This is a genomic window from Paenibacillus sp. RU5M, from assembly GCF_900221055.1.
GTDB classification, from domain to species: domain Bacteria; phylum Bacillota; class Bacilli; order Paenibacillales; family Paenibacillaceae; genus Paenibacillus; species Paenibacillus marchantiae.
Map to the genome: position 1 here is coordinate 404,051 of NZ_OBQM01000003.1, position 20,999 is coordinate 425,049.

General features: G+C 48.7%; 26 protein-coding genes. 25 read left to right on the forward strand and 1 reads right to left on the reverse strand.

All coding sequences use genetic code 11. The features are described from left to right. The first annotated feature begins 2 nt into the window (after positions 1–2). The 4 genes from CRO25_RS12410 to CRO25_RS12425 all read left to right on the forward strand — a co-directional run bounded on the left by CRO25_RS12410 (position 3) and on the right by CRO25_RS12425 (position 2,800). Entirely contained in the window at positions 3–578 is a 576-nt protein-coding gene (locus CRO25_RS12410; RefSeq protein ID WP_079695181.1) for an NADPH-dependent FMN reductase, read from the forward strand. A 19-nt stretch (positions 579–597) separates the two neighbouring features. Continuing rightward, the gene (locus CRO25_RS12415; protein ID WP_079695182.1) at positions 598–1,068 is read left to right on the forward strand and encodes a VOC family protein; all 471 of its coding nucleotides are present in this window, start codon (positions 598–600) and stop codon (positions 1,066–1,068) included. After that, positions 1,065–1,700, forward strand: a complete 636-nt coding sequence (locus tag CRO25_RS12420; protein ID WP_079695183.1) for a VOC family protein — start codon at positions 1,065–1,067, stop codon at positions 1,698–1,700. The genes CRO25_RS12415 and CRO25_RS12420 overlap by 4 nt, the downstream gene beginning before the upstream one ends. A gap of 146 nt (positions 1,701–1,846) precedes the next feature. Next, positions 1,847–2,800 carry a hypothetical protein gene (locus tag CRO25_RS12425; protein ID WP_079695392.1) on the forward strand — a complete coding sequence of 318 codons (954 nt, stop codon included), beginning with the start codon at positions 1,847–1,849 and terminating at the stop codon, positions 2,798–2,800. A gap of 55 nt (positions 2,801–2,855) precedes the next feature. On the opposite strand, the gene CRO25_RS12430 is transcribed toward CRO25_RS12425, so the two are convergent. After that, positions 2,856–3,338 (reverse strand): hypothetical protein, encoded by a 483-nt coding sequence (locus tag CRO25_RS12430; protein WP_079695184.1) that lies wholly within the window; start codon positions 3,336–3,338, stop codon positions 2,856–2,858. A 353-nt stretch (positions 3,339–3,691) separates the two neighbouring features. On the opposite strand from CRO25_RS12430, the gene CRO25_RS12435 reads away from it, so the two are divergent. The 21 genes from CRO25_RS12435 to CRO25_RS12525 all read left to right on the forward strand — a co-directional run bounded on the left by CRO25_RS12435 (position 3,692) and on the right by CRO25_RS12525 (position 20,997). Next, on the forward strand, positions 3,692–5,545 hold the full coding sequence (locus CRO25_RS12435) for a DUF4127 family protein (RefSeq protein ID WP_079695185.1): 1,854 nt from the start codon (positions 3,692–3,694) through the stop codon (positions 5,543–5,545). 290 nt (positions 5,546–5,835) lie between these two features. Continuing rightward, the gene (locus tag CRO25_RS12440) at positions 5,836–6,786 is read left to right on the forward strand and encodes a hypothetical protein (RefSeq protein ID WP_079695186.1); all 951 of its coding nucleotides are present in this window, start codon (positions 5,836–5,838) and stop codon (positions 6,784–6,786) included. A gap of 188 nt (positions 6,787–6,974) precedes the next feature. Then, positions 6,975–7,175, forward strand: a complete 201-nt coding sequence (locus CRO25_RS12445) for a hypothetical protein (protein ID WP_079695187.1) — start codon at positions 6,975–6,977, stop codon at positions 7,173–7,175. Next, positions 7,175–8,638 carry a phage tail sheath family protein gene (locus tag CRO25_RS12450; protein WP_079695188.1) on the forward strand — a complete coding sequence of 488 codons (1,464 nt, stop codon included), beginning with the start codon at positions 7,175–7,177 and terminating at the stop codon, positions 8,636–8,638. The genes CRO25_RS12445 and CRO25_RS12450 overlap by 1 nt, the downstream gene beginning before the upstream one ends. 94 nt (positions 8,639–8,732) lie before the next feature. Beyond that, entirely contained in the window at positions 8,733–9,140 is a 408-nt protein-coding gene (locus CRO25_RS12455) for a phage tail tube protein (RefSeq protein WP_079695189.1), read from the forward strand. A gap of 183 nt (positions 9,141–9,323) precedes the next feature. Next, positions 9,324–9,758, forward strand: a complete 435-nt coding sequence (locus tag CRO25_RS12460; RefSeq protein WP_072734388.1) for a hypothetical protein — start codon at positions 9,324–9,326, stop codon at positions 9,756–9,758. Between the two features lie 35 nt (positions 9,759–9,793). Continuing rightward, entirely contained in the window at positions 9,794–9,916 is a 123-nt protein-coding gene (locus CRO25_RS33845) for a hypothetical protein (RefSeq protein WP_256337973.1), read from the forward strand. Between the two features lie 25 nt (positions 9,917–9,941). Beyond that, the gene (locus CRO25_RS12465; RefSeq protein WP_079695190.1) at positions 9,942–11,753 is read left to right on the forward strand and encodes a hypothetical protein; all 1,812 of its coding nucleotides are present in this window, start codon (positions 9,942–9,944) and stop codon (positions 11,751–11,753) included. Positions 11,754–11,807: 54 nt separating this feature from the next. Beyond that, positions 11,808–12,437 (forward strand): LysM peptidoglycan-binding domain-containing protein, encoded by a 630-nt coding sequence (locus tag CRO25_RS12470; RefSeq protein ID WP_079695393.1) that lies wholly within the window; start codon positions 11,808–11,810, stop codon positions 12,435–12,437. Further along, on the forward strand, positions 12,434–13,420 hold the full coding sequence (locus CRO25_RS12475) for a phage portal protein (RefSeq protein ID WP_079695191.1): 987 nt from the start codon (positions 12,434–12,436) through the stop codon (positions 13,418–13,420). Before CRO25_RS12470 ends, CRO25_RS12475 begins: the two co-directional genes overlap by 4 nt. After that, positions 13,413–13,823 (forward strand): hypothetical protein, encoded by a 411-nt coding sequence (locus tag CRO25_RS12480; protein ID WP_079695192.1) that lies wholly within the window; start codon positions 13,413–13,415, stop codon positions 13,821–13,823. Before CRO25_RS12475 ends, CRO25_RS12480 begins: the two co-directional genes overlap by 8 nt. Continuing rightward, on the forward strand, positions 13,816–14,271 hold the full coding sequence (locus tag CRO25_RS12485) for a DUF2634 domain-containing protein (RefSeq protein ID WP_064640166.1): 456 nt from the start codon (positions 13,816–13,818) through the stop codon (positions 14,269–14,271). Before CRO25_RS12480 ends, CRO25_RS12485 begins: the two co-directional genes overlap by 8 nt. Before the next feature lie 4 nt (positions 14,272–14,275). Continuing rightward, complete coding sequence (locus CRO25_RS12490; RefSeq protein ID WP_079695193.1) at positions 14,276–15,415, forward strand: baseplate J/gp47 family protein; 1,140 nt, start codon at positions 14,276–14,278, stop codon at positions 15,413–15,415. Continuing rightward, positions 15,408–15,665 (forward strand): hypothetical protein, encoded by a 258-nt coding sequence (locus tag CRO25_RS33030; protein WP_143806537.1) that lies wholly within the window; start codon positions 15,408–15,410, stop codon positions 15,663–15,665. Before CRO25_RS12490 ends, CRO25_RS33030 begins: the two co-directional genes overlap by 8 nt. Next, positions 15,625–16,215, forward strand: coding sequence for a YmfQ family protein (locus tag CRO25_RS12495; RefSeq protein WP_079695194.1), 591 nt, complete (start codon positions 15,625–15,627; stop codon positions 16,213–16,215). The genes CRO25_RS33030 and CRO25_RS12495 overlap by 41 nt, the downstream gene beginning before the upstream one ends. Next, on the forward strand, positions 16,215–17,717 hold the full coding sequence (locus CRO25_RS12500) for a tail fiber protein (protein WP_101749460.1): 1,503 nt from the start codon (positions 16,215–16,217) through the stop codon (positions 17,715–17,717). Before CRO25_RS12495 ends, CRO25_RS12500 begins: the two co-directional genes overlap by 1 nt. 31 nt (positions 17,718–17,748) lie before the next feature. Continuing rightward, positions 17,749–18,174, forward strand: coding sequence for a DUF6838 family protein (locus CRO25_RS12505; protein WP_079695196.1), 426 nt, complete (start codon positions 17,749–17,751; stop codon positions 18,172–18,174). Between the two features lie 84 nt (positions 18,175–18,258). After that, entirely contained in the window at positions 18,259–18,498 is a 240-nt protein-coding gene (locus CRO25_RS12510) for a hypothetical protein (RefSeq protein WP_079695197.1), read from the forward strand. Next, on the forward strand, positions 18,498–19,814 hold the full coding sequence (locus CRO25_RS12515) for a phage tail sheath family protein (RefSeq protein WP_079695198.1): 1,317 nt from the start codon (positions 18,498–18,500) through the stop codon (positions 19,812–19,814). The genes CRO25_RS12510 and CRO25_RS12515 overlap by 1 nt, the downstream gene beginning before the upstream one ends. A 1-nt stretch (position 19,815) precedes the next feature. After that, positions 19,816–20,274 (forward strand): phage tail tube protein, encoded by a 459-nt coding sequence (locus CRO25_RS12520; RefSeq protein ID WP_017690162.1) that lies wholly within the window; start codon positions 19,816–19,818, stop codon positions 20,272–20,274. A 300-nt stretch (positions 20,275–20,574) separates the two neighbouring features. Continuing rightward, entirely contained in the window at positions 20,575–20,997 is a 423-nt protein-coding gene (locus tag CRO25_RS12525) for a phage portal protein (protein WP_079695199.1), read from the forward strand. The last annotated feature ends 2 nt before the right edge of the window (positions 20,998–20,999 follow it).

The following is a 20,999-nucleotide window of genomic DNA, read 5'->3' on the forward strand; positions in this document are numbered from 1 at the left end:
AGATGAATATTATCATTTTGGCAGGCAGTAATCGGAAAAATGCAACCAGTACACGTTTAGGGGAATATGCCGTGGAGGTAATCAGCGGTCAGGGGCATGAAGCCAGCTTGTTCGATTTATATCAGACACCGCTCCCATTCTACGCACCGGATGAAAAACAGAATGAAGATCAGAATCTGTCTGACCTGAACACACGTATGCTCGCAGCAGATGCCATTATCCTGTCTACGCCAGAGTATCATGGCAGCATCAGCGGTGTACTCAAAAATGCATTGGATCACCTGAGTCAGGCTCATTTCAGTGGTAAACCGGTATTGTCCATCAGCTCAGCAGGAGGTGCGGTGGGCGTAAGCTCACTTTTGCAGCTGCAGGTGATTATTCGCAATTTGCACGGTATTAACGCGCAGGAGTGGATTTCCATTGGTGGTGCACAGCGCAGAAGATTTGAAGCAACGTTTGACGGATACGAAGAATTTGAAGGCAGTCAGGACATTGAGGATCGGATCAAACGCGTGATTGGTTCATTTTTACACCTTTCCGAGACGTTAACTGCAGTACGGAAGCCGTCCGGGAGTTAAGAGAAAAGAGGTTTTCATCATGATTAAAGGCATATTTGAGACTCATCTGAACGTAACGGATCTGGAGAGATCCCATCATTTTTATGAACAGATCATTGGATTGCAGTATGCTTATGGGCAGAAGGAACGTGGGAACTCCTTTTACTGGATTGGCGGTGAAGGCAACGCGATGCTCGGACTGTGGCAAAAGGACCCTTCCAAGGTGCAGCGGCAGCATTTTGCTTTTCAGGTATCGTTGGAGGACATGAAGCAAGCTGTCACTTACCTGGAGGATAAAGGAATCAATACGCATAACTTTCAGGATGATGATATTGGCGAGTTATATGTATTTGGATGGATGCCGGCTGTGTCCGTGTATTTTACCGATCCGGATGGTCATTCCCTGGAATTCATATCGATGCTCTCGGATGAAGCGAAGCCGGGACTTGGCATGGTGCCATGGAGTGAGTGGGAGAAGATGCATGGTCGGGTGAAGGAGGATACAGCATGATTTTTGAAGAGGTCAAATTATATACAGCACGATTGGAAGACATCAAGCACTTTTATATCCATACTCTGGGGTTGAACATGGCTGAAGAGTCCGAACATTCCTTCACGCTACAGATTGGTTTAACGAAAATGATATTCAAGCGAAGTGAAGCAGATCAGAATCCGTTTTACCACTTCGCCTGGATGATTCCAACGAATCGTTTTCAGGAGGCCAAAGCATGGGCAGCGGCACGTGTCCGTCTAAGTAGGCATGAAGGTGAGGATGAGACCTATTCAACGAATTGGAACTCGAATTCGCTCTATTTCGAAGATCCTGTCGGTAACATTCTGGAGCTGATTGCTCATCATACCGTTCATAACGAAAGTGATCGCCCCTTTTCGGAGAAAGATCTGCTGCAGGTGTGTGAGGTGGGACTTGTCACAGAAGATGTGCTTTCTGCGGTAGATGAACTTGAGCAGATGGGGTTGAAACGATGGAGAGCGATTAGCGATACCTTTGCCCCTATAGGGGATGTGAACGGTTTGTTTATTGTGGTGAAAAAGGGGCGAACCTGGTTCTTTTCGGAGCAAAAAGCAAACATATATCCGCTGGAAGTGTCCATACGTGATGTTGGGAGACTTCGAATCGGCTAAAATGCGCGGAACAGCAGGCAAAACGGTCATATGTGCACCATTTGAATCATCTTATAGAAGTAAACGCTTTAAAAAGAGTGTTTTGCTAAAAAAAACTGTTGCTGGTCGTGTGTGTATCAGAGTTCGCATCGATGAAGGGTGGTGGCATGTTGGATCGACGTTTGTTGGAAGAAGGGCTGGCTGTTATTGTGTCCAGTCGGGAGCGTACAGGAGATTTGTGGCACGCCCATTATGGGGCGGGAGCTATTGCGGCTTACTTTTGGGTGAGGGAAAATCGTCTCACTGCCCTTGCGGCGGGCAGTGTTACGGCTGAAGCGAAAGCCATGCTTCGCCAGCACGGGTTGAATGATGGCTTGAACTCCCGGAATGGAGATGTTTTGCCAAGGGAAGAGGCCGAAGCGCGTATTACAGCAGCGCTGGATCGAACCATCGGAGAGCTGCACTGGGTGGGTCATCAGGCCATCTATGGTGCCCTTAGTCTGAAAGCCATTCGTGAACTGGATGGTTGGGGCACGGAGCAGGACATGGATCAGATGGTTGAACTTATTGATTCTTTTGAACGAACCATTCCAGGTAGATCCTGGGTAAACACAACTGTGAAAGAAATTCGCAGCTTGAAGTTAAGTGAGGCAGACGGATTCCCTGATATAGAACGCCCGGAACAATTGTCCCGGCTGATTCTGGATGAGCTTGGCGCATTTCGTACCATCTATCAGGCAGAAGCACATCATGATCTGATCGGCCACATGCTAACCTACGGGCACGCGCTTAATATATTATTTGAACTGGATTATCCTGCTTTGTTCCATAAAGGCATTCCGCCTTTTCTCAGGATGGTCAAGGCGCTGCGGCTGAGCCGGGATGTGGATGTTGAACAGGAGATGCCAACGCTGCAATCTCCAGTTGACCGTCTGCCATTGATCCGTGCAGAACGCTCTGTTGCACTTCCACATGAACTGGAATATTGGCTCACCGACAGACGTTCCCGCGATTGGCATGGAGGTCATGTGTTCAAATTTCCATTCAGCTTCTACCATCATGCCAGAAACGGAAATTCAGTTCCGGAAAGCTGGGAAAACTTCCGCTATATTATCGCGTGAGCAAAATACGTTTAAGAGAGCACAGCCTGAGATGGCTGTGCTTCTTTTAATCTTTTTAAAGAAGCCAAATTTCAAGGATAAACAGGATCAGAATGACTCTAGATACCAGCATGTATGGTGATTTTCGTATGGGCTGACGCGCTGACCAAATTCCCCAGGAACTCAAAAGCGCGATACTCCCCCAGAACACCCACAAGGGAATGCCTTCGGGCGTAAATGGAAAGGACAGCGAGGGCAGACCTGTATTGCCAGCCCCAAGAAGAACAGTGGTCATATAGACGAGCAGAAGGAAAAGTAACTCAAATAGCAGGGTTTGCAGCCAGAAATAATAGATGTGCAGCACTCGAAGCAGAATGACTGTGACCAGGATAAACAGGATACCAACGGATGAGAATGTTGCAGCGGTCCATCCAATGAGTGAAGTAGTTAGAACATCTGTTTCCTGATAAAAGGTGTACATTGTCAAAGCGTACATAACGGGGCCAGCCATATAACTGGTAATAGCGATCCACAGATAGAACCAGAGCTTTTTTTTCATGATCGTATCCATCCTTTATCGTAAATAAGGTTTGAAAGGCTACTTATTATCATATAAACAGCATCAGGAATGGATTTGTTGGGTTATCTGGAGGAAATCTCTGCAAGAAACCGACGTTTAACCGCCATGATGGCGACAACAAATAGACGTAATCCATACGGACAACCGTCAGCGCGACCGATTTAAACATGTAAGATTGTATTATCGGATCAGTAGCAAGTGACATATCCCGATAAGCACATACGCTAATGTACAGACCGGCCAGGGGTCGGTTTTTTTATGCGGTGAGTGCACACTTGCTCTGATCGGGTACTAAAGAAAGACTGAATATATCTAACAGGAGGTTTTAGGATATGAAAACAGTATTGTATGTTCCACTGGATGATCGTCCAGCGAATCTGGATGACGTCGTTGTACAAGGAAAAGCAGCCGGTATCCATATCATTACACCGCACCTGGGTGACATTCAAAATCGTCTGGATTCCGAGAAAACGGTAGAAGGTACCACATTGCTTGGAACGTCTACACCTACGTATGGGAAACCGTCCAACATTCATGATTTCATTTTGAAAAATGCCGCTAAAGTGGATGGCTTCATCATCTCTTCGGATATGCTGGCTTATGGTGGTCTGATCGGCAGTCGTCAGCTTCGTGAAGATGGAGGCGGAACATATCCTGATTACGACCAGGACACTACCCGTTTGCTCGATGTGATCAAAGCGATTAAAGGGAAATATCCACGAAAACCAGTGTTTGTGATGGATACCATTATGCGACTCGCTACCACCTCTTTTGCAGATGGTCTCGCATTGGATGCCTACAACGAGTCACGTGCACTGATGCAGCAGCCGCGCCAGTCCTTTACGGCATTCGAGGATATTGTGGACGGGTACAACCTTTCTCCAGAGGCTAAGGAATATGGGGAAACGACGTATTTTAATAAAGAACAGTACTACAACACCAGACAACATAAATTCAAAACGAATCTGTACATTCTGGATAAGCTTGCTCGCAAAGGATATATTGATTTCCTCGCCGTAGGCGTCGACGATGCGAATACGCAAGGCGTTCAGATTAATGAGATCAATTATGTGGAAGCACGAATCAATGAATGGCTCGGTGGGACGGATGGACAAAATCCCGATCGGGCGATTATCCTTCCAGATGCGGATGGCCTGGGTCACGCTCTGGTGGCACGTATGGCTAACCAACTGCTGCGCGGTGGGAAGAAGACGCGTTATGCAGTGAAATATTTTGGCCCGCATGGTTCCACGATTATCAATGCCTACGAATATATGAATTTGCATGAGAATGTGGTACGGCATGTGGATATTGTTGGTGGTGTGGTTGTAGCGGATTCCGCTTATCCACAGCCTGATGTGTTAACGGATACAACTCCCGATATGGAAAATGGAAATGAATTAACGAATGCTACATCTGTTGATGAAGCTTCTTCGTTTGATATGGCTTCTGAGCTGGATCGCATGACGAATCGTCATCCAGGCAAACCGGGTAATAAATCGGTGGACATTGAGATTATTGCTATTACGGCGCTGGATCAGGTGCAAGCGGCTGTGGCGCAATTGACGAGTAATAGTGAGAAGGGTCTTCCTTCGGTGCTGATTGATTTTGTAGGAAAAGGTCCAGCCAACGTCGATGTAGCCGAAGCACTCCTGAACAGTCCGTATACGGGTCGGGTCCTGGGGTACAGTGCCTGGAATACGCCGGGGAACAAAATCGGTATGGCTGTGGGTATGGGACAATCCCGTTATGCTCTGATTACAACCGAAACACATGCCCATACGTTGCGAGATGCCATGAATGCACATGGTTCATTGTTGTTCAAACGTTTCCTGAAAGATTACTACTATAAAGCAGTAGCGATTGCAGATATCCGCACGTATTCCAGAGCGCATGCGCTGTATACCAATGTGGCAACCCTTGCGGATCAGAATATGGTGTTGTTTAACTCAGAAGCAGATTATGCTCATTTGCAGACTTTACTCAGGGATCTGATGCAGACCCACACCACGGCACTGGCGAACAAAACAGCATTTGCTCAAGGGAACGTAGCGATAAAGCAAATTTGTAATGGCGAAGCAGCTTATGCGGAGTATTGCAGTGCACTGCTGGAATATGCGAATCCCGATTTCATCTGGGGACGTGCGTTTGAGATTACATTGAATCCAAAGTTTACGCTGAAATAAAGTGCTTATGGTATGAGACGCGCTGAGTCGTCTTTTTTCCACCCCAGATGCACCCTTAATCGCACCGAAGTCGTACGAATGACCATCCGCGCTAGGGATGAAAGGGTGTAAGATTGTATTATCGGATCAATAGCAAAGGACACACACCGAAAGCACATACGCTAATGTAAAGACCGGCCACAAGGGGCCGGTCTTTTTGTTGCGGTGAATGGTGTCCAGCTTTGGCGCCGGTAGATATGCAGAGGCTGAGCTAAAGGGGGAATTCGCTGCTGCAACATTGTCGCTGCGCAATGTGGGCAGATCGCAAACTTGCAGCTGAAGGGGGCGAAATGAATGTGTCTATGAGTAGTGGGGTAAACAACACGGCCAGTACAGGGCAAGTGAGCAACGTCATCAGGCGAACGCTGAAGCAGAAGCTGGAGGCTCTTGTCCCGGCATGGAATGGCCGAGTACAGGATATTGCTGCACCGGGAGAGGTGTTAGCCGGACCCTGTGCCGTGATTGCTTTTGCAGAAGAAGTACCGAAGTCTGCTTGGGCCGGGTATAGGAGGATTATCAAAATCTTTCCATATGCACGCCCCGAAGATGGAGGAGCTGAACAAGTGGAAGTATGGTCAGCAGCGCTGATGGAAGGACTACACCAAGTCAGGCTGGAGGATGAAGAAGGTGGGGCATTTACCTGTATTTATCTGGGTTCTTCGGATTGTGATCGTGTGGATGCCAGTTCTGGACTGGTTACGCGTAGCCTGCGGTTTGGGGTGTATGTTCCGGAAACAGTGGAATACGCTCAGGTTGAAACCACAGATTCGTGGATGGCTGCACTTCAGGGCTGGACACGAACTCAGCTTGGACAAGAATGGTCCATATATGGGGATGTTTGGCCTGGAGGTTATACGACCAAATCCATACTGTGGCGATTGACGGGATGCAGCACAACCACCGCAGGGACTTCTGCGCTGGAGGTTCGTAAGCAATGGATCGGGCATGTGCTGACTGCGAATGTGGCAGATGTCCGTCAAACGGTCACACATCTGGTTGAACAACTGGCTGTGCAGCCCCGTATTGCTCTGACGGATACAGACGGTACGCGATATGTGACGGTGGACGAAGTTTCAGCCGACTTGCAGGCAGATGCTTACTTGAACGGACAGATTCGTCTAACGCTGCAGCAGCGTATTCGCCGTCCGGGTACAGAAGCGCCATTGATCCGTGAGATTCACCATAACAAAGGGATAGAGTAAGCGTTAATCGAGAGGAACTGTTGATGGGGTTCCAGATGAGAAAGTCGATATCATACTTTAGCTTCAAATTCATAGGATCATAGGGACAATGTTCGTAGGTTCATAGGGACAAAAATTCATAGGTCAAAATTATAGAACCAAGATCAGGTTCCACGAATTCAGTAGTCAAACAATGAGGTGAGATTTCCATGGCAAGCTCCGTGAAAAAAAACAAACAGGCTACCCCGCAGTATACGCGGGCCGAGCTGATGCATCATGCCGAAGCCCTCTTTGCCGTTAAGGCAGAGGTGCTGTATGGTGCGCTGTACGAAGCAGCGCAAGAGACGTTTTCCATTGAGGAAGCGAAGGAACGCATCAACCAATTTATGAAAGCGAAGGTGAAGGGATAATGGCAGGCGGAACTTGGGAGCAAACGAATCGTCCGGTACTTCCGGGCTTATATATGAATTTTCAGGCGGCAGCGTCTTCAGCTATTCAGGCTGGTAATCGCGGAACAGTTGTTGTGCCGATCAAGGCAAACTGGGGTCCGGTGGGTACTTTTGTAGAAGTTGGCAGTGAAGCTGCAATTGAGCGTATTTTCTCGGCACATGCCTTGGATAACGGAACAGCTTATACATCCTTGAAGCTCGCTCTGTTGGGTGGACCGAAAAAGCTGCTCGCTTATCGGGTAGCCGGAGAGACGGCGAAAGCAGCCACGCTTACGCTGAAAGACAGCAGTGATGCAGCCGTGCTGCAACTGGACGCCAAGTATCCGGGTGACCGGGGTAACGGGTTCTACGTCACCATTCAGCCGGGTGTAATTGATAATACGAAGCATGAAGTGCGCTTGTTTGAAGGCAACCGGATGTTGTATGCACTGCTGACTGCGGATATTTCGGCAGCGTCGCTGGCGAAAGAGATCAATGCAGATGAAAGCAACATTTGGATTAACGCTCAGGCGATTGGCGATGGTACAGGTGTCGTTGCAACCGTTGCGGGAGCGGCGTTCAAAGGTGGTGCAAGTGGCAACGATGGACTGACCAATGCGGAGTATATTGCCGTGCAGGGCGCGCTGGAAGGCGAGCAATTCGACGTATTGGCACTGGATCATGCGGCGGATGCGCCTTTACTGGCGAGCTTTGCAGCATGGGTGAAACGTGTGCGCAGTGAGGGTAAACCCGTGTTGGCTGTATTCGGCGGTTCTACGGCGGATGACACCTCTGCGACCGCAGCACAGAAGGCGGCAGCACGTTCACTCACGTTGAACCATGAGGGTGTAATCAATGTTGGTACGGGTGTGCGTCTAGGAGATGCGTTCTACAGCTCGGCGGAAACGTCAGCTTATGTTGCGGGTCTGATTGCCGGACAACGTCTGAATGAATCCACAACCTACGCACCTTCTCCGTTCGATGACGTGACGCGTCGCTGGACGCGAGCAGAACAGGAGCAGGCGGTTCAGAATGGTGTATTTATTTTCTTCCATGATGGACGTCAGGTGAAGGCGCTTCGGGGAGTGAATACACTCGTGACCCCTGCCGCAGGACAGAATAATGCCTGGAAAAAAATCCGTTCCATTCGTGTTATGGATGCGATTAATACGGACTTGCAGCGCTCTGCTGAAGATACGTATATCGGCAAAGTGAACAATACGGAAGAGGGACGTCAGGCGCTGATCGGTGCGATGAAAGCCTATCTGGCGCTGCTCGCACAGAGCAATGTCATTGAAGCTGAGGGATACGATGTCGTTCTCGACCCAGCTTATTATGGTGCTGCACCAATTCTCAAGCCAGAGGCAGATCAGGTATTCCTGCAATGGAACGTGAAGCTGACGGATGTAATGGAGCAGTTGTTTGGTACGTTTTACGTGCAATAAGGTTTGTTTAGAAGGAAACTGTCTTTTAAAAGAGACGCCGATTCGTTGAATGGATGGTTTATACGATATTTTCTAATCTCAAGGAGGAATTGTCATGTTGGATGCGTCAAGAGTAATTCTCGGTACCCATGGTCAGCTGCATATCGATGGTGTGTGGCAGACAAATATTAATAAGCTGGAAGCCAGCGTTGAAATTGAGAAGCGTGAGCTGAATCTGGTCGGCAACGACTGGAAAGTACACAAGAATGGTGCGAAAAAAGGAACAGGTACCATGACAGGTTACAAAGTAACTTCGGACATGATCCAGCGCGGCTTCACCAAGTTCCAAATTATCTCGAAGGTGGAAGATCCAGAATCCTACGGTCATGAGAGTGTCTTGCTGAAAGGTTGCATGGTGGACAAAATCCAGCTCGCCAACTGGACAGCGGGTGAGGAAGTGCCGGAGGAAACAGGCTTTACATTTGAAGGATTTGAATTGTTGAACCCGATTGTAGCGAACTAAGGATGGAACGACTTTGAACTTCGGAAAGACCTCGTAACAAAGCTTGTCTAATCAGGCATACGGGCAACGAGACTTAACAGAAGTGGGATACACAGGCAGGCCGAGAAATTCTCGGTCTCTTTGTTGTCCCTGAATGTGGAGATGTATTAACCCAATTTTGAAATGAGAAGGAGATCGCACCCCATGAGTATGAATGAGAATATGTCTGAAGAACAAATTTTGGATCAGTTGTTTGAAGCAGCAGAGCGTTTGCCGGAAGAGAATGTACGGATTCAACGTTTGGATCTGTTGCTGACTCTGCGTGGATTGACGTCCTCCAAAGTGGATCAGATTCGCGAACGCTGTACGATTCGAAAAACAGTCAAAGGCCGCACCGAGGAAAAGGTGGATACCGAGACATTTAACGCGCTACTGATTTCCGAAGCAACGGTGAAAATGAATGTTCGCAGCCTGGAATTGTCCGGTTGGGGAGATAACCGTATTACCGGACGCATGAAGCTGTCCGGTGGGGAACAAGCGGTTCGCCGCATGCTGCTCGCGGGTGAGTTGGATGCCGTTGGCGACAAGGTACTTGAGCTTTCCGGCTTCGGTGTGGAGATTGAAGACCTAAAAAACTAATTCACTCCGGCGGGATGACCACGTTCTTATATCACATGTGGGTTCGTCATCATCTACGGCCCGGAGAATTCTGGTCTTTACCACGCGGGGAGCGCTCGCTGTTGATTGCGTTCTCGGAAGAGGAAATGGCAGCGATCACCTCGCAAATGAATCGATGATTAGATCGGACAGGGGGTGAAAGAAATGGCAGAAATGATTGTGGGTTTATCCAAATCCAATGCGGAAATGCGAACGACCATCCGATATCTGGATCAGATCCAGCGCTCAACGGAACGTCTGGGCAGAGTTCGCTATCAGAGTCTGATTAAAGTGAACAATGAGCTGAGAACAACCGGGCGTAGGCTGGAGAGCATTTATAGTACGGCTGTGCGATTGAGTAGGTTGCGGATCACGCCGAAGATCGGGCTGGATGATCAATTGAGCCCGGCCTTGGACCGTGCACTCGCGAAACTGAACCGTTTCCGAAACCAGATGGTGAAGGCTTCGGGGACGGTGTCTGTGGAGGTGAAGCAGAAGGTCGAAGTGGCGATGGGGAAGATGAGTCCTGCGAGCGGGCCTTCGCTGTCACTTAACATTGGGAGCAACAATAATACGGTAAAGAACGCACCAAAGGAAGAAGAAATAAGTTGGATACGGGAAATGGCACAAAAAAGTAATGATTTTCTTGATCCATTAAATAATGCAACGGACTTGCTCGGAAAGCTTGGGAGTGGTGTTAAGTTCTTCTATGAAAAAATCAAAGGGAAATCAAGTTCAAGCAATACTTCCCAATGTTGCTGCTGCTCTGGTGGAAGCCTTGTAGGGAGGATTTCAAAAGGCCGGGCTAAAGGTGGAAAAACCAAAAATGCAGGTGGTGGCAATGCTAAAACTGTAGCCGCAACAGAGGGCGGAAAAAAAGGTCCTTACAAGAGCGGTTCTAGGTCCTACCAGGAACGTGCACCTGGAACTGTAAAAACGTCTGCTTCCGATCGTGCGAAAAAAATCATTACCAACATGCCTCATGCAGAAGAGAAAAAGCTGAAAATGGACTTTGATCAAAAATTGAATCCGAATCGACATGGCTTTAGCGCAAATTTGCCTGGTTCGCCAATGTCCAATATGTTTTCGGGTAATGGTATGTTCGGCAAACTGAGTGGGGGACTTGCGAAGGGAGCGGGTAAACTGCTTGGACCGATTAGTATGCTTGCTGATGTAGCGAATGTTGCCACTGCTTCTCCCGAGCAGCGTGGGAGAGCTGTTGGATCCATGATCGGTGGGACTGCTGGTACCGCGATTGGTAGTGCTATTGGCAGTTTTATTTTACCTGGAATCGGCACGTATATTGGTGGAGCTTTAGGTGGATGGGCTGGCAGTTCGGCGGGAGGCTGGATTGGGGACAAAGCGAAAGATATTGGAAACTTCATGTCCAATGCCACGGAAGGTGCAGGCAAAGCGTTGTCGACTGCAGCCGATTTTGTTTCTGAAAAAACGAAGAACATTGCAAGTGGCATATCCAATTTCTTCAGCTTTGGTTCCAAAAAAGAAGAAAAAACCGTCTCAGCAACAACGGCGGTTGCTAATCCTACACCAGTACCCTCTGGTCCGTCAATGCCACCTGCCTATATTCCATCTGTGCTCACAACAACTGGTCCTATGGCTTATGCGAACAGCAATGGTGGTCAATCTACGACAGCCGCTCTCTTGGGAACAAGCGTGATGCAGTCCCAAGCCATGGGTCTAGGTAACGGAGCGCAAACTGCTGGAAATGCCAATGGCAAATCATCCACGATGACGGTACAAATATCCGAAGACCAGATGAGTAGTCTGTCCGGTTACCTGAAGGATTTTAAAACCGAGACGACCAACCAGATCTCCGTAAACGTACCACAAGGAGCTGTGCAGGTGACTGTCCGGGAGAACGCCATCGACTACGATGCCATCTCACATCAGGTTGGAATGAGATTTGCAGGCGAAGTGCGCCGTGCGATGGAAAATCGAAAAACCATTATGGCCTAGGCAGAAAGGAGGCCTGTCATGACTGTATTTAAAGATAACGTGGAAGGTATCAAAATGGAATTTACCCTGATCGACGGGAAAACGAAGTTTCAATTTCCGGTGAAACCGGAAGAACTGACGATCTCCCGATCCAAGGGATACGAAACGATTAATATGTTGGAGTATGGCGAGTTTGATTTTGCGCAGGGGGAGAAGGTGAAGGAGATCACCTTCTCTTCTTTTTTTCCCAAAGAATATGATGCGTCCTATTGCATGTACGAGCCTTTGCCTGATCCGCGTGTAGCGATGAATATGCTGAATACGTTTCTGGTATCGAAGAAGCCGCTGCGCTTCATCATTACCAACACAGGGGTGAACGTGCCCGTGTATCTGATCTCACACAATACGACCTTTCGGGGCGGTGAAAGCGGGGATATTTACTTTGACATTACGCTGCGAACGTGGCGGGATTCCAAAGTGGAGAAGGTTGGCGGTGCAACGTCTACGAGCAAGTCAGGTTCTCGTACGGATCTGAAAACGAGCAGCAAGACCTACACGGTCAAATCTGGCGATTCCCTGTCCAAAATAGCAAAGCTTGAGCTGGGCAGCAGTTCCAAGTGGAACGAGATTTACAAGCTCAATGTGAAGATCATCGGCAGTGATCCGAACCGGATCAAGCCCGGACAAAAGCTGGTGATGCCATGACCTACAAGGTCATTGTGGACGACAAATATGACATCACCAAGCTGGTGGAGACGATTACGCTGAAGGATTCGCTCGACCAGATTGCCTATCAGGCCAACATCCGGCTGGCGGTGTCTGCATCTTCGGGTCTGCCTGCGATCTCACCGGGTATGGCGGTGCGGATCAGCGGGATTCCTTTTGGCGAAAAATCTATGGTTCACTTGCTTCACCCTGCCGTCATCTGGGAAGTGGAGAGCTCGAACAGCGGCACCAAGCGACTGTCCCTGACCGTCTACGACCGGATGATTTATCTGGAAAAATCAGAGGACGAGTTCCTGCTGCCGAAAGACCAGACTGCCACGCAGCGACTCAAAACGTACGCCAAGGAATGGAAAATTCCATATGCCATGCTGCTGGATACCAAAAAGAAGCTGAGTAAAGCGGTGTATCGGTCGCAGACGATTTTTTCGATGTTGTTTGCCGATCTAAAGGAAACGGTGAAGTCGGGTGGGGATATGTTTCATCCACGAATGACGCCCGGCGGGTTGCAGCTATTTAAGGTGGGCAGCAATGCGAAAGTGCACGAGTTGGATCGACTGATCGATCTGACTCAGATGCGTACACTCGAAGGCGCGGTCACCAAAGTTAAAGTGATGGCGGCCTCCGAGTCCAGCAGTGGCAAAGAGGTTCCTTCCAAAGTGCTGGCGATAGAGCAGGAGGGTGTAGCCGAACTGGGCACGCTGCAAAAGCTGATCGAGGACGATCAGGTGAAAACAGCGACTGCTGCCAAGAAGTTGGCGAAAAGTCGTCTGACGGGTATTCAGGAGACCTTTACGATATCCGCACCTGATGTGAATACAATTCGTGCCGGAGACGCGGTGCTGCTCAAAGGGCTGAAGCTGATCGTCATGTCGGTCAGCCGTGATCTGTCTGCCGGACCTGGAACAATGACATTGGAGCTGGGGACAGCCGAGCTGGTGAAAAGGAGGTTTTACCTTGAATAAAGATGATCCGTATGGGCATTTTGCCGAGGTCATGCGCGGCGCGATGAGTACCCATACCCGTCAGGCCGTGAGCGGCATGGGCGCGGTGCTGGGAACGATGACTTCATCCGGCGTAAAGCTGGATGACTTCAAGCACGAAGTGCAGGACTATCTCGTGGCAGAGTTACCGGGCACGCTTGGGTTGCCGGAGCGCGAGGCTGCTGGCGCGATTTCCGGTATACCTGACGTGGCAAACGGCGGAACGACGGGCACGGGACGGTTTCTTTTGCAAAAAGGGGAAGTGGAAGAAGCGGTGTGGTCTCTTGGTAAAGGATTGAAAGCCGGTGACCGTGTGCTGGCGATGCGAGTGAATGGCGGTAACGACATTGTGGTGCTGTGTAAGGTGGTGAATGCGAATGCCTAGTTTGTTCCCGGAAACGGGTTTGGTATGGGGAGATGAGGAAGATCTGTCGGGGGCGGCTTCGGAAGAGGTGAGGTTTGGACGGAGCTGGCGATTCGATTACGATGCGGGGGATTTTGTGCTGACCCCAAGTGGCAAAGTCGCTGCGGCGGGTGCGCATGAAGCCTGGGTACAGTGGTGTATCAAAGCAGTGAAGACGCCGCGGTACAGACATGTGATTTACTCCCGAAACTATGGATCGGAGCTGGATGAGTTGGTGGGTCAGGGGGACAGCCGGGGTGTGATGGAAAGTGAGATTACCCGGATGGTTACGGAGACGCTGCTTGCTGATCCTCGCACAGATTCGGTGGACCAGTTTACGTTTGATTGGAATCGGGAGCAGTGCATGTTCTCGTGTCGGGTGGCGAGTGTGCAGGAAGAGATGTTTATTCTGGAAAGTGAGGTGATCTGACGGGATGGCTGAGATTCCACGTTATTTGGAGGACCAGACGGAGGAACAGATTATGCAGCGTATGCTGGATCGTCTGCCCGCGGATCTGGACAAGTCGGAAGGATCGTTTCTGTGGGATGCGGAGGCTCCGGTAGCGTTTATGCTGTCTGAGGCGGCGCTCTGGGCGCAGGAACTGCTGCGGCGCGGCTTTGCGAGCACTGCGGCGAGCAGTGATCCGAATTTTCGTTCGGAAGAGCTGGATCTGCGGGCGGGAGAGCATGGTCTTACGAGACGGGCTGCGGTAGCGGCACAAGGTTCGGTTAAATTCACGGGTACGTCGGGCAAGGTGATTCCTGCGGGGACGGTTGTGGCTACTTTGGCAGATGAAATCTCCGGTGAGGCTTCACTCGAATATGAAACCGTTGGTCGTGTGGAGCTGGGAGAAGATGGTCTGGGTAGTGTTGGTGTGCGGGCGCTCGTTGCCGGAAAAGAAAGTAATGTGCCTGCGGGCACCGTGACCGTGCTGTCTACACCTGTAAGTGGTGTTACCTCTGTAACAAATGTTGAGGTCATTAAAGGCGGTGCGGATATTGAGGCAGATACGGCGCTGCTGGAACGTTTTTATGCCAAAGTCCGCAATCAGGGAACAAGCGGCAACAAATCGCAATATGTGCAATGGGCCAGTGAAGTGCCCGGTGTTGGTGCAACGCGGGTTATTCCGTTATGGCAAGGGCCGGGCACGGTGGGATTGTATTTGCTGGATACGGACAAACGTGCCACGGGTAGCGATCTGGTAGCGGCTGTGCAGAAATACGTAGACCCAACGCAGGATGGACAGGGTGAAGGCGTTGCACCCGCTGGCCCTGTGGTGACCGTGATGCCGGCAGAGGAAGTGCCAATGAACATTCAGGTGAAGCTGACACTGGCAAGTGATGCCACACTGGCAGATGTAAGGGTGTTGATTGAGAGCGGGGTGACTGCGTATTTGAAGCAGTTGGCTTTTGCCGATCCGCTTGTGCGCTACACTCGAATTGCTGCGATCCTGCTCGACATTCCGCCGATTATCGACTATTCAGAGCTTACCCTGAACGGTGTGAGCGACCAGAATATAGAGATGACCGCGAACCAGGTGGCCGTGTTGGGGACGGTGGATGTGCATGAGTAGAGGTGTAGTGGAGGATACGAAGTTCGGGTGTGGGGGCAGAGGTAGTGTGGGACATCGGGAATGCTCTGACTACACGGCATATGGTTCAGCTGGAAATGAAGAAAGTGGCCGGTTAGAAGAGTGCTTGGGTCGTGTGGTACGCCGCTCGGGAGCGCAGCTATTGAGTGAAGCTGTCTACGTTGATGCGAAAGGAAAGGAGGATGCCGGTCATGAGTGCACCTTCTGCTGTACATGTTGGACTGACGAGTGAAAAAGGGCGGGAGCTGTTCTCGTATTTGCCGAGCTATTATGAGACTTCACGTGTGATGCAGGCGGATATGCAGTCCAAAGGAACCGAGATGGATCAGCTTTATCAGGCGCTGGATGAGACGTTGGATCAGTTTTTTGTCCGCACGGCAACGTGGGGATTGGATTTCTGGGAGCAGGAGCTTGGCATTGAGACGGATCGTCTCAAACCTGTGGATCAGCGGCGTGCGGTGGTCGAAGCGAAGCTGCGTGGTGCCGGAAAGTTTTCAGGGAGATTGGTTGCGAACGTGGCTGAGGCTTACGCCGGGGGCAAGGTGGATGTAAAGTTTCAACCGGAAGCGTGGAGCTTTACGGTGAGCTTTGTGGACACGATGGGCATTCCGCCCAATATTGACGATCTCAAACGCGCAATTGATGAATTGAAACCGGCCCATATGGCCGTGGAATATAAATATCGTTATCTGGTCTGGGATGATCTGGACGACAAACAGATGACATGGGACGAACTCGATGCCGCGTCCTTGACGTGGAATGGACTGGAGGTGTGGGCGTAATGCCAAAAGAAACAGATCGACTGAAGTTGCCTCTTCCATTAGGGAATGAGAATGTAACCCGGGAGAGTATTAACGGGATTTTTGAAAAGATTGATGCAGGCGTGGCGACACGAGAAGCCATCCTTATATCTGCGGAATCTGATCTTAATAGCTATATAACAGAAGGGGAATATTATTGCCCAACGAATGCCACAGTAGAAACTTTAGCTAATTCCCCAGTAGGAGTAGCCTTTCATTTGACGATAGAAAGACATGCTGGAGTGGTCCAAACTCTAACAACTTTTGAACCGAGTAACCTACAAGTTTTTCAAAGGAACTACTATGTCGGATGGGGTCCATGGAAAAAAGTACCTACAAGGGATGATATTGAAGAGGTAAAAATATACACCGATCAGAAAGTTCGAGAAATCGTTATTAATGATGCATCCTTAACAGATAAGGGTATCGTCCAACTATCCAACGCAATTGATGGCACCCGTGAAGATGTGGCTGCTACGGAGAAGGCGGTTAGAGATGCGAGGGTGGCGGCAGAGACGAATGCGGCAACAAATGCCAAGTCATATACGGATGGTCAAGTAAACCAAATCTCCAATTCGCTTAATCTATTTTCGGCAGCAGTACGTTCTATTGACAACATCTTTGTTTGTGGTTTCAATCGTTCTCTTATGGTAACTAACGGTTTGTCTTTTAAGATACAGTTCAATACGACGAATTCTTCAGTTAATCTGCCAACATATTTGCAGATTAACGATACTAACTATCAACTTAGGGTTGAACAATTTAAAAACTATACCCTACCAAATAATTTAATTGATACAAGTAAAATTTATGAGGTGAAATACAACTCCAACTTAGGAGTTTTTTTACTAATGGATTCGTTTAATGATGCGGATCTTCGTTCTTCAGAGATTACAATTATTGTAGGTAAAAGTGATGCTAATGCACAATTCACTACAATACAGTCAGCAGTTGACTATTTGAAGAAGTTTAATGCAGGCAGGCGTTCAATCAGAATAAAAAACACTTCTAACTCTGTTAATTTTACTGAGAATGTTATCGTTAGAGAATTTCATGGAGGCCCTCTTTTTTTTCTGTTCGATCCAGGGATTAAGTTAAACGGCTATTTTTCAATCGATGATTGTTCAGCTGAAGTATTTATTAATGGTAACTATGAAAAGCCCTTAGAGATTATTAATTCTAACGGTGGTGTTTCTGCACAAAATTGTTATAAATTAACATTGTATTTTGTCAATAAGGTTAGTGCAGGGCTTAGCTTTTTATCTGCTACCGGGGTCCTATCAGTCTATGTGAGTTCTTGTGTTTGTTCAAATCAATATATTCCTTTTGAATTTAATCGAGGTTGTTTAGCATATTTAGAAAATGTATCAGGAACAGGAAATGAGAGGGTTGGAAGGGCGGAGGGAGCACTTATTACTATGAAGAACGTTACCCTTACTAACTCTACTTTTACTGTTTCTGGTGGAGCACAGGTGTTCAAGTAATATTGTGAAACCGATTTAAAGGAGGTGAACTATGACCACAACCCAACTAACCGCCGCCATCGCGACAACACTATCGCATCACCTCCCTAACATCCCGATTTATCCTGCCACAGGAGCCGATACTCAAGATAGCCAATGCCTAGCTTACCGCTTGCTGGCTGCTAAACTCATCCGTGAGCGGAGCGACCGGTTTGTGCAGTCTCTCATCTACGAGATTCGCTGGATGGACGGGAAGAACATTCCGGAAGACCTGCCGGACAGGCTCTTCGAAGCATTGGAAACGCTTGAAGTGGAGGGAGTGTTATGTCGAGCGACGGAGCTACGATGGAAAGCGTGGGGAGAAACACCCAAACTGTGGGTGTATTACACGATGCGAACCACCAAAGTACCGGAGTCCTCCAGTCCAATGCAACATCTGGAACAGCAGCCAACTGTATTGAAAACGACACAGGCATGACTTTAAATTCAGACGGATATACACAGTCCGCGGAGTGACTGGTGTTAATATTCTTTATCTGAACGCATTTAAGGAGGACTTATCATGAAAGGAATAGGAGGCGTGCTCGCGATGTTCACCAAGAAAGAAACAGATCGAAAGAACCTTGAAGCAGAAGAGAAGCATAACGATACAAAATACAGCAAATCACAGTTCGCCGAATCCCGGCAACTTAGCCGGATAGAGAAAGATATTTTGGCAGCGGTGCTGCTGGAACAAGAGACTTACACCTTGCAAGAAGCGCAAGAACACATCCAACAATTTATGAATGGGGAGGCACAATAATGGCTGGAGGAACATGGACGACACAAAACAAGGTACGCCCCGGTGTATATATGAATTTTGCATCAGAGGGCTCATTGCCTGGTACGGTAGGGGAGCGGGGAACGGTGGCTTTGGCCCTTCCATTGTCATGGGGGCAAGCAGGCACAATACTGACGGTACAAATAGGTGAAGATGTACAAGCCAAATTGGGCTATGACTGGACAGCACCGCAACTGTTGTTGATTCGTGAAGCTTTGAAACGTGCGCAAACATTGCTTCTGTATCGACTCAATGCAGGGACCAAAGCCAAGGCAACCTTGGATAAACTGACAGTGACAGCCCAACACGGCGGTGTACGTGGTAATGATCTGGTTGTTGTAATCTCCGCAAACATCAATGAACCGGGACAATTGGATATCTCCACTTTGCTTGCGGGTAAAGAAGTGGACAAACAAACTTCGTCCACCATTGAAGCGCTGGAATCCAACGCATACGTTACCTTTACTGGTGAAGGTGCACTCACAGCTACAGCTTCACTTCCACTAACAGGTGGATTGGATGGTACAGCAACGAACCAGGAGCATGCCGATTTCCTGACCAAGCTGGAAGTACTGGATTTTAACACGGTCGGTCTGATTTCAGACGATGCCACACTCAAGTCAGTCTACACAGTCTACATCAAGCGCTTGCGTGATACCGAGGGCAAGAAAGTGCAACTAGTTTTGTCCAATTATCCGGCTGCAGATCATGAAGGCATTATTAGTGTCAAAAATGGTGTTGTGCTCGCAGACGGTACCGTTCTTACGCCGAAACAAACGGTAGCATGGACTGCCGGCGCAACAGCGGGAGCTAACCTGAATGAATCCCTGACGTTCCGTGCGTATGACGATGCCGTGGATGTCAACGGACGATTGACACATAGCGAGACAGAAGCAGCATTGCGCAACGGCGAGTTTGTGTTTACTGCGAGCAGCAACCGCGCAGTGGTAGAGCAGGATGTGAATACATTCCGTTCCATTACACCGGATAAGGCACATCATTTTGCCAAAAACCGTGTTGTACGCGTACTCGATGGCATCGCTAACGATATGAAACGGATTTTCGAGTCCTATTTTATCGGCAAAGTGAACAACAACGAAGATGGGCGTAGCCTTTTCCGTTCCCAATGTGTCACCTACCTGAAGCAGCTTCAGGATATCGGGGCGATTCAAAATTTTGATTCCAAAACTGATATCACCGTTACTCCGGGAAATGAAACCGACAGCATTCTTATCGAGATTCAGGTCCAACCTGTAGATTCCGTTGAAAAAGTATACATGAAAGTGAAGGTGGTTTAAGATGGCATTTTTGAAAGCAAGCGACACGATCTCCGGCCAGGAAGGCCGCGCATATGCAACGATTAACGGACAGACGGAAGAAATGTTCTATGTGAAGACACTTGAAGCAACCGTGGAAAAGCAAAAAGCAGAGGTCAAAACCCTCGGCCGCCGAGGTGTACAGCACAAAGCAACTGGTTGGTCTGGTTCGGGTTCCATGACGATCTTTTATACCACATCCCGTTTCCGTGAGCTGATGCTCCAGTACATGCAGAATGGTGTGGATACGTACTTCGACATTGAAGTGACCAACGAAGATCCTTCCTCTACGATTGGCAAACAGACTGTGACCCTCAAAGGCGTCAATCTCGACAGTGTGATCATGGCATCCTTGGATACCGAGGCCGAGGCGTTGGAGGAAGAAGTGAGCTTTACCTTTGAAGATGTCGATATGCCTGTATCGTTTAATCTGCCGAAGTAATATAGAAGTTACGGACATATGAACCATAAACTGTAACGAGTTTGACCTTAGCAGCGGGTTTGTAAAAGAAACCTGTTCAACTTGCCTGTGTTACGGGCTGTTTGGCGTGTCCAAATGATATTGTGCAATCTCTCTTCGTTCGAAGAGAAGCTGCATATAAGACTGGAATAAATAGCTACATTCAGCATCTTATCTGGCTTATCACTGGCTTCACATTCACACTAACGATTTAAAGCACATTATACATGTTCTTCGCCGCTTATTGCGGCGGGGAGCCTAACTTTAGAGGAGGAAAAATGCATGAGCGGATTGAGTATGTTTTTTGCCCAAAATACAGCAACGGATACAACGGAGGAGTTTATCGTATCCCTCCGATTCAAGGATGAGAAAGGTGAACCGGTTGCGTGGAAACTTCGCAGCATGACCGAGGACGAAAACCAAGAATGCCGCAAGGCAGCTACCCGCAAAATTAAGGGCAAGAACGGTGTCTATACACCGGACATCGACGCGAATGATTACATGGCTCGCCTGATGAGCGCAAGTGTAGTATTTCCCGATTTGAAAAACGCAGAACTTCAGCGCTCATATGGCGTAATGGGAGCGGAATCGCTTTTGCGCAAAATGCTGTTGCCTGGGGAATTTGCTTCGCTTGGCGAACAGGTTCAGAAGCTGAACGGCTTCAATCAGGACATGAACGAACTGGTGGATGACGTAAAAAACTAATT

Excerpts from the sequence above, each read along its gene's own strand:
- CRO25_RS12410 (WP_079695181.1), top strand. The coding sequence starts at position 3 with ATGAATATTATCATTTTGGCAGGCAGTAATCGGAAAAATGCAACCAGT.
- CRO25_RS12415 (WP_079695182.1), top strand. The coding sequence starts at position 598 with ATGATTAAAGGCATATTTGAGACTCATCTGAACGTAACGGATCTGGAG.
- CRO25_RS12420 (WP_079695183.1), top strand. The coding sequence starts at position 1,065 with ATGATTTTTGAAGAGGTCAAATTATATACAGCACGATTGGAAGACATC.
- CRO25_RS12425 (WP_079695392.1), top strand. The coding sequence starts at position 1,847 with ATGTTGGATCGACGTTTGTTGGAAGAAGGGCTGGCTGTTATTGTGTCC.
- CRO25_RS12430 (WP_079695184.1), bottom strand. The coding sequence starts at position 3,338 with ATGAAAAAAAAGCTCTGGTTCTATCTGTGGATCGCTATTACCAGTTAT.
- CRO25_RS12435 (WP_079695185.1), top strand. The coding sequence starts at position 3,692 with ATGAAAACAGTATTGTATGTTCCACTGGATGATCGTCCAGCGAATCTG.
- CRO25_RS12440 (WP_079695186.1), top strand. The coding sequence starts at position 5,836 with ATGTGGGCAGATCGCAAACTTGCAGCTGAAGGGGGCGAAATGAATGTG.
- CRO25_RS12445 (WP_079695187.1), top strand. The coding sequence starts at position 6,975 with ATGGCAAGCTCCGTGAAAAAAAACAAACAGGCTACCCCGCAGTATACG.
- CRO25_RS12450 (WP_079695188.1), top strand. The coding sequence starts at position 7,175 with ATGGCAGGCGGAACTTGGGAGCAAACGAATCGTCCGGTACTTCCGGGC.
- CRO25_RS12455 (WP_079695189.1), top strand. The coding sequence starts at position 8,733 with ATGTTGGATGCGTCAAGAGTAATTCTCGGTACCCATGGTCAGCTGCAT.
- CRO25_RS12460 (WP_072734388.1), top strand. The coding sequence starts at position 9,324 with ATGAGTATGAATGAGAATATGTCTGAAGAACAAATTTTGGATCAGTTG.
- CRO25_RS33845 (WP_256337973.1), top strand. The coding sequence starts at position 9,794 with ATGTGGGTTCGTCATCATCTACGGCCCGGAGAATTCTGGTCTTTACCA.
- CRO25_RS12465 (WP_079695190.1), top strand. The coding sequence starts at position 9,942 with ATGGCAGAAATGATTGTGGGTTTATCCAAATCCAATGCGGAAATGCGA.
- CRO25_RS12470 (WP_079695393.1), top strand. The coding sequence starts at position 11,808 with ATGGAATTTACCCTGATCGACGGGAAAACGAAGTTTCAATTTCCGGTG.
- CRO25_RS12475 (WP_079695191.1), top strand. The coding sequence starts at position 12,434 with ATGACCTACAAGGTCATTGTGGACGACAAATATGACATCACCAAGCTG.
- CRO25_RS12485 (WP_064640166.1), top strand. The coding sequence starts at position 13,816 with ATGCCTAGTTTGTTCCCGGAAACGGGTTTGGTATGGGGAGATGAGGAA.
- CRO25_RS12490 (WP_079695193.1), top strand. The coding sequence starts at position 14,276 with ATGGCTGAGATTCCACGTTATTTGGAGGACCAGACGGAGGAACAGATT.
- CRO25_RS33030 (WP_143806537.1), top strand. The coding sequence starts at position 15,408 with ATGAGTAGAGGTGTAGTGGAGGATACGAAGTTCGGGTGTGGGGGCAGA.
- CRO25_RS12495 (WP_079695194.1), top strand. The coding sequence starts at position 15,625 with ATGAGTGCACCTTCTGCTGTACATGTTGGACTGACGAGTGAAAAAGGG.
- CRO25_RS12500 (WP_101749460.1), top strand. The coding sequence starts at position 16,215 with ATGCCAAAAGAAACAGATCGACTGAAGTTGCCTCTTCCATTAGGGAAT.
- CRO25_RS12505 (WP_079695196.1), top strand. The coding sequence starts at position 17,749 with ATGACCACAACCCAACTAACCGCCGCCATCGCGACAACACTATCGCAT.
- CRO25_RS12510 (WP_079695197.1), top strand. The coding sequence starts at position 18,259 with ATGAAAGGAATAGGAGGCGTGCTCGCGATGTTCACCAAGAAAGAAACA.
- CRO25_RS12515 (WP_079695198.1), top strand. The coding sequence starts at position 18,498 with ATGGCTGGAGGAACATGGACGACACAAAACAAGGTACGCCCCGGTGTA.
- CRO25_RS12520 (WP_017690162.1), top strand. The coding sequence starts at position 19,816 with ATGGCATTTTTGAAAGCAAGCGACACGATCTCCGGCCAGGAAGGCCGC.
- CRO25_RS12525 (WP_079695199.1), top strand. The coding sequence starts at position 20,575 with ATGAGCGGATTGAGTATGTTTTTTGCCCAAAATACAGCAACGGATACA.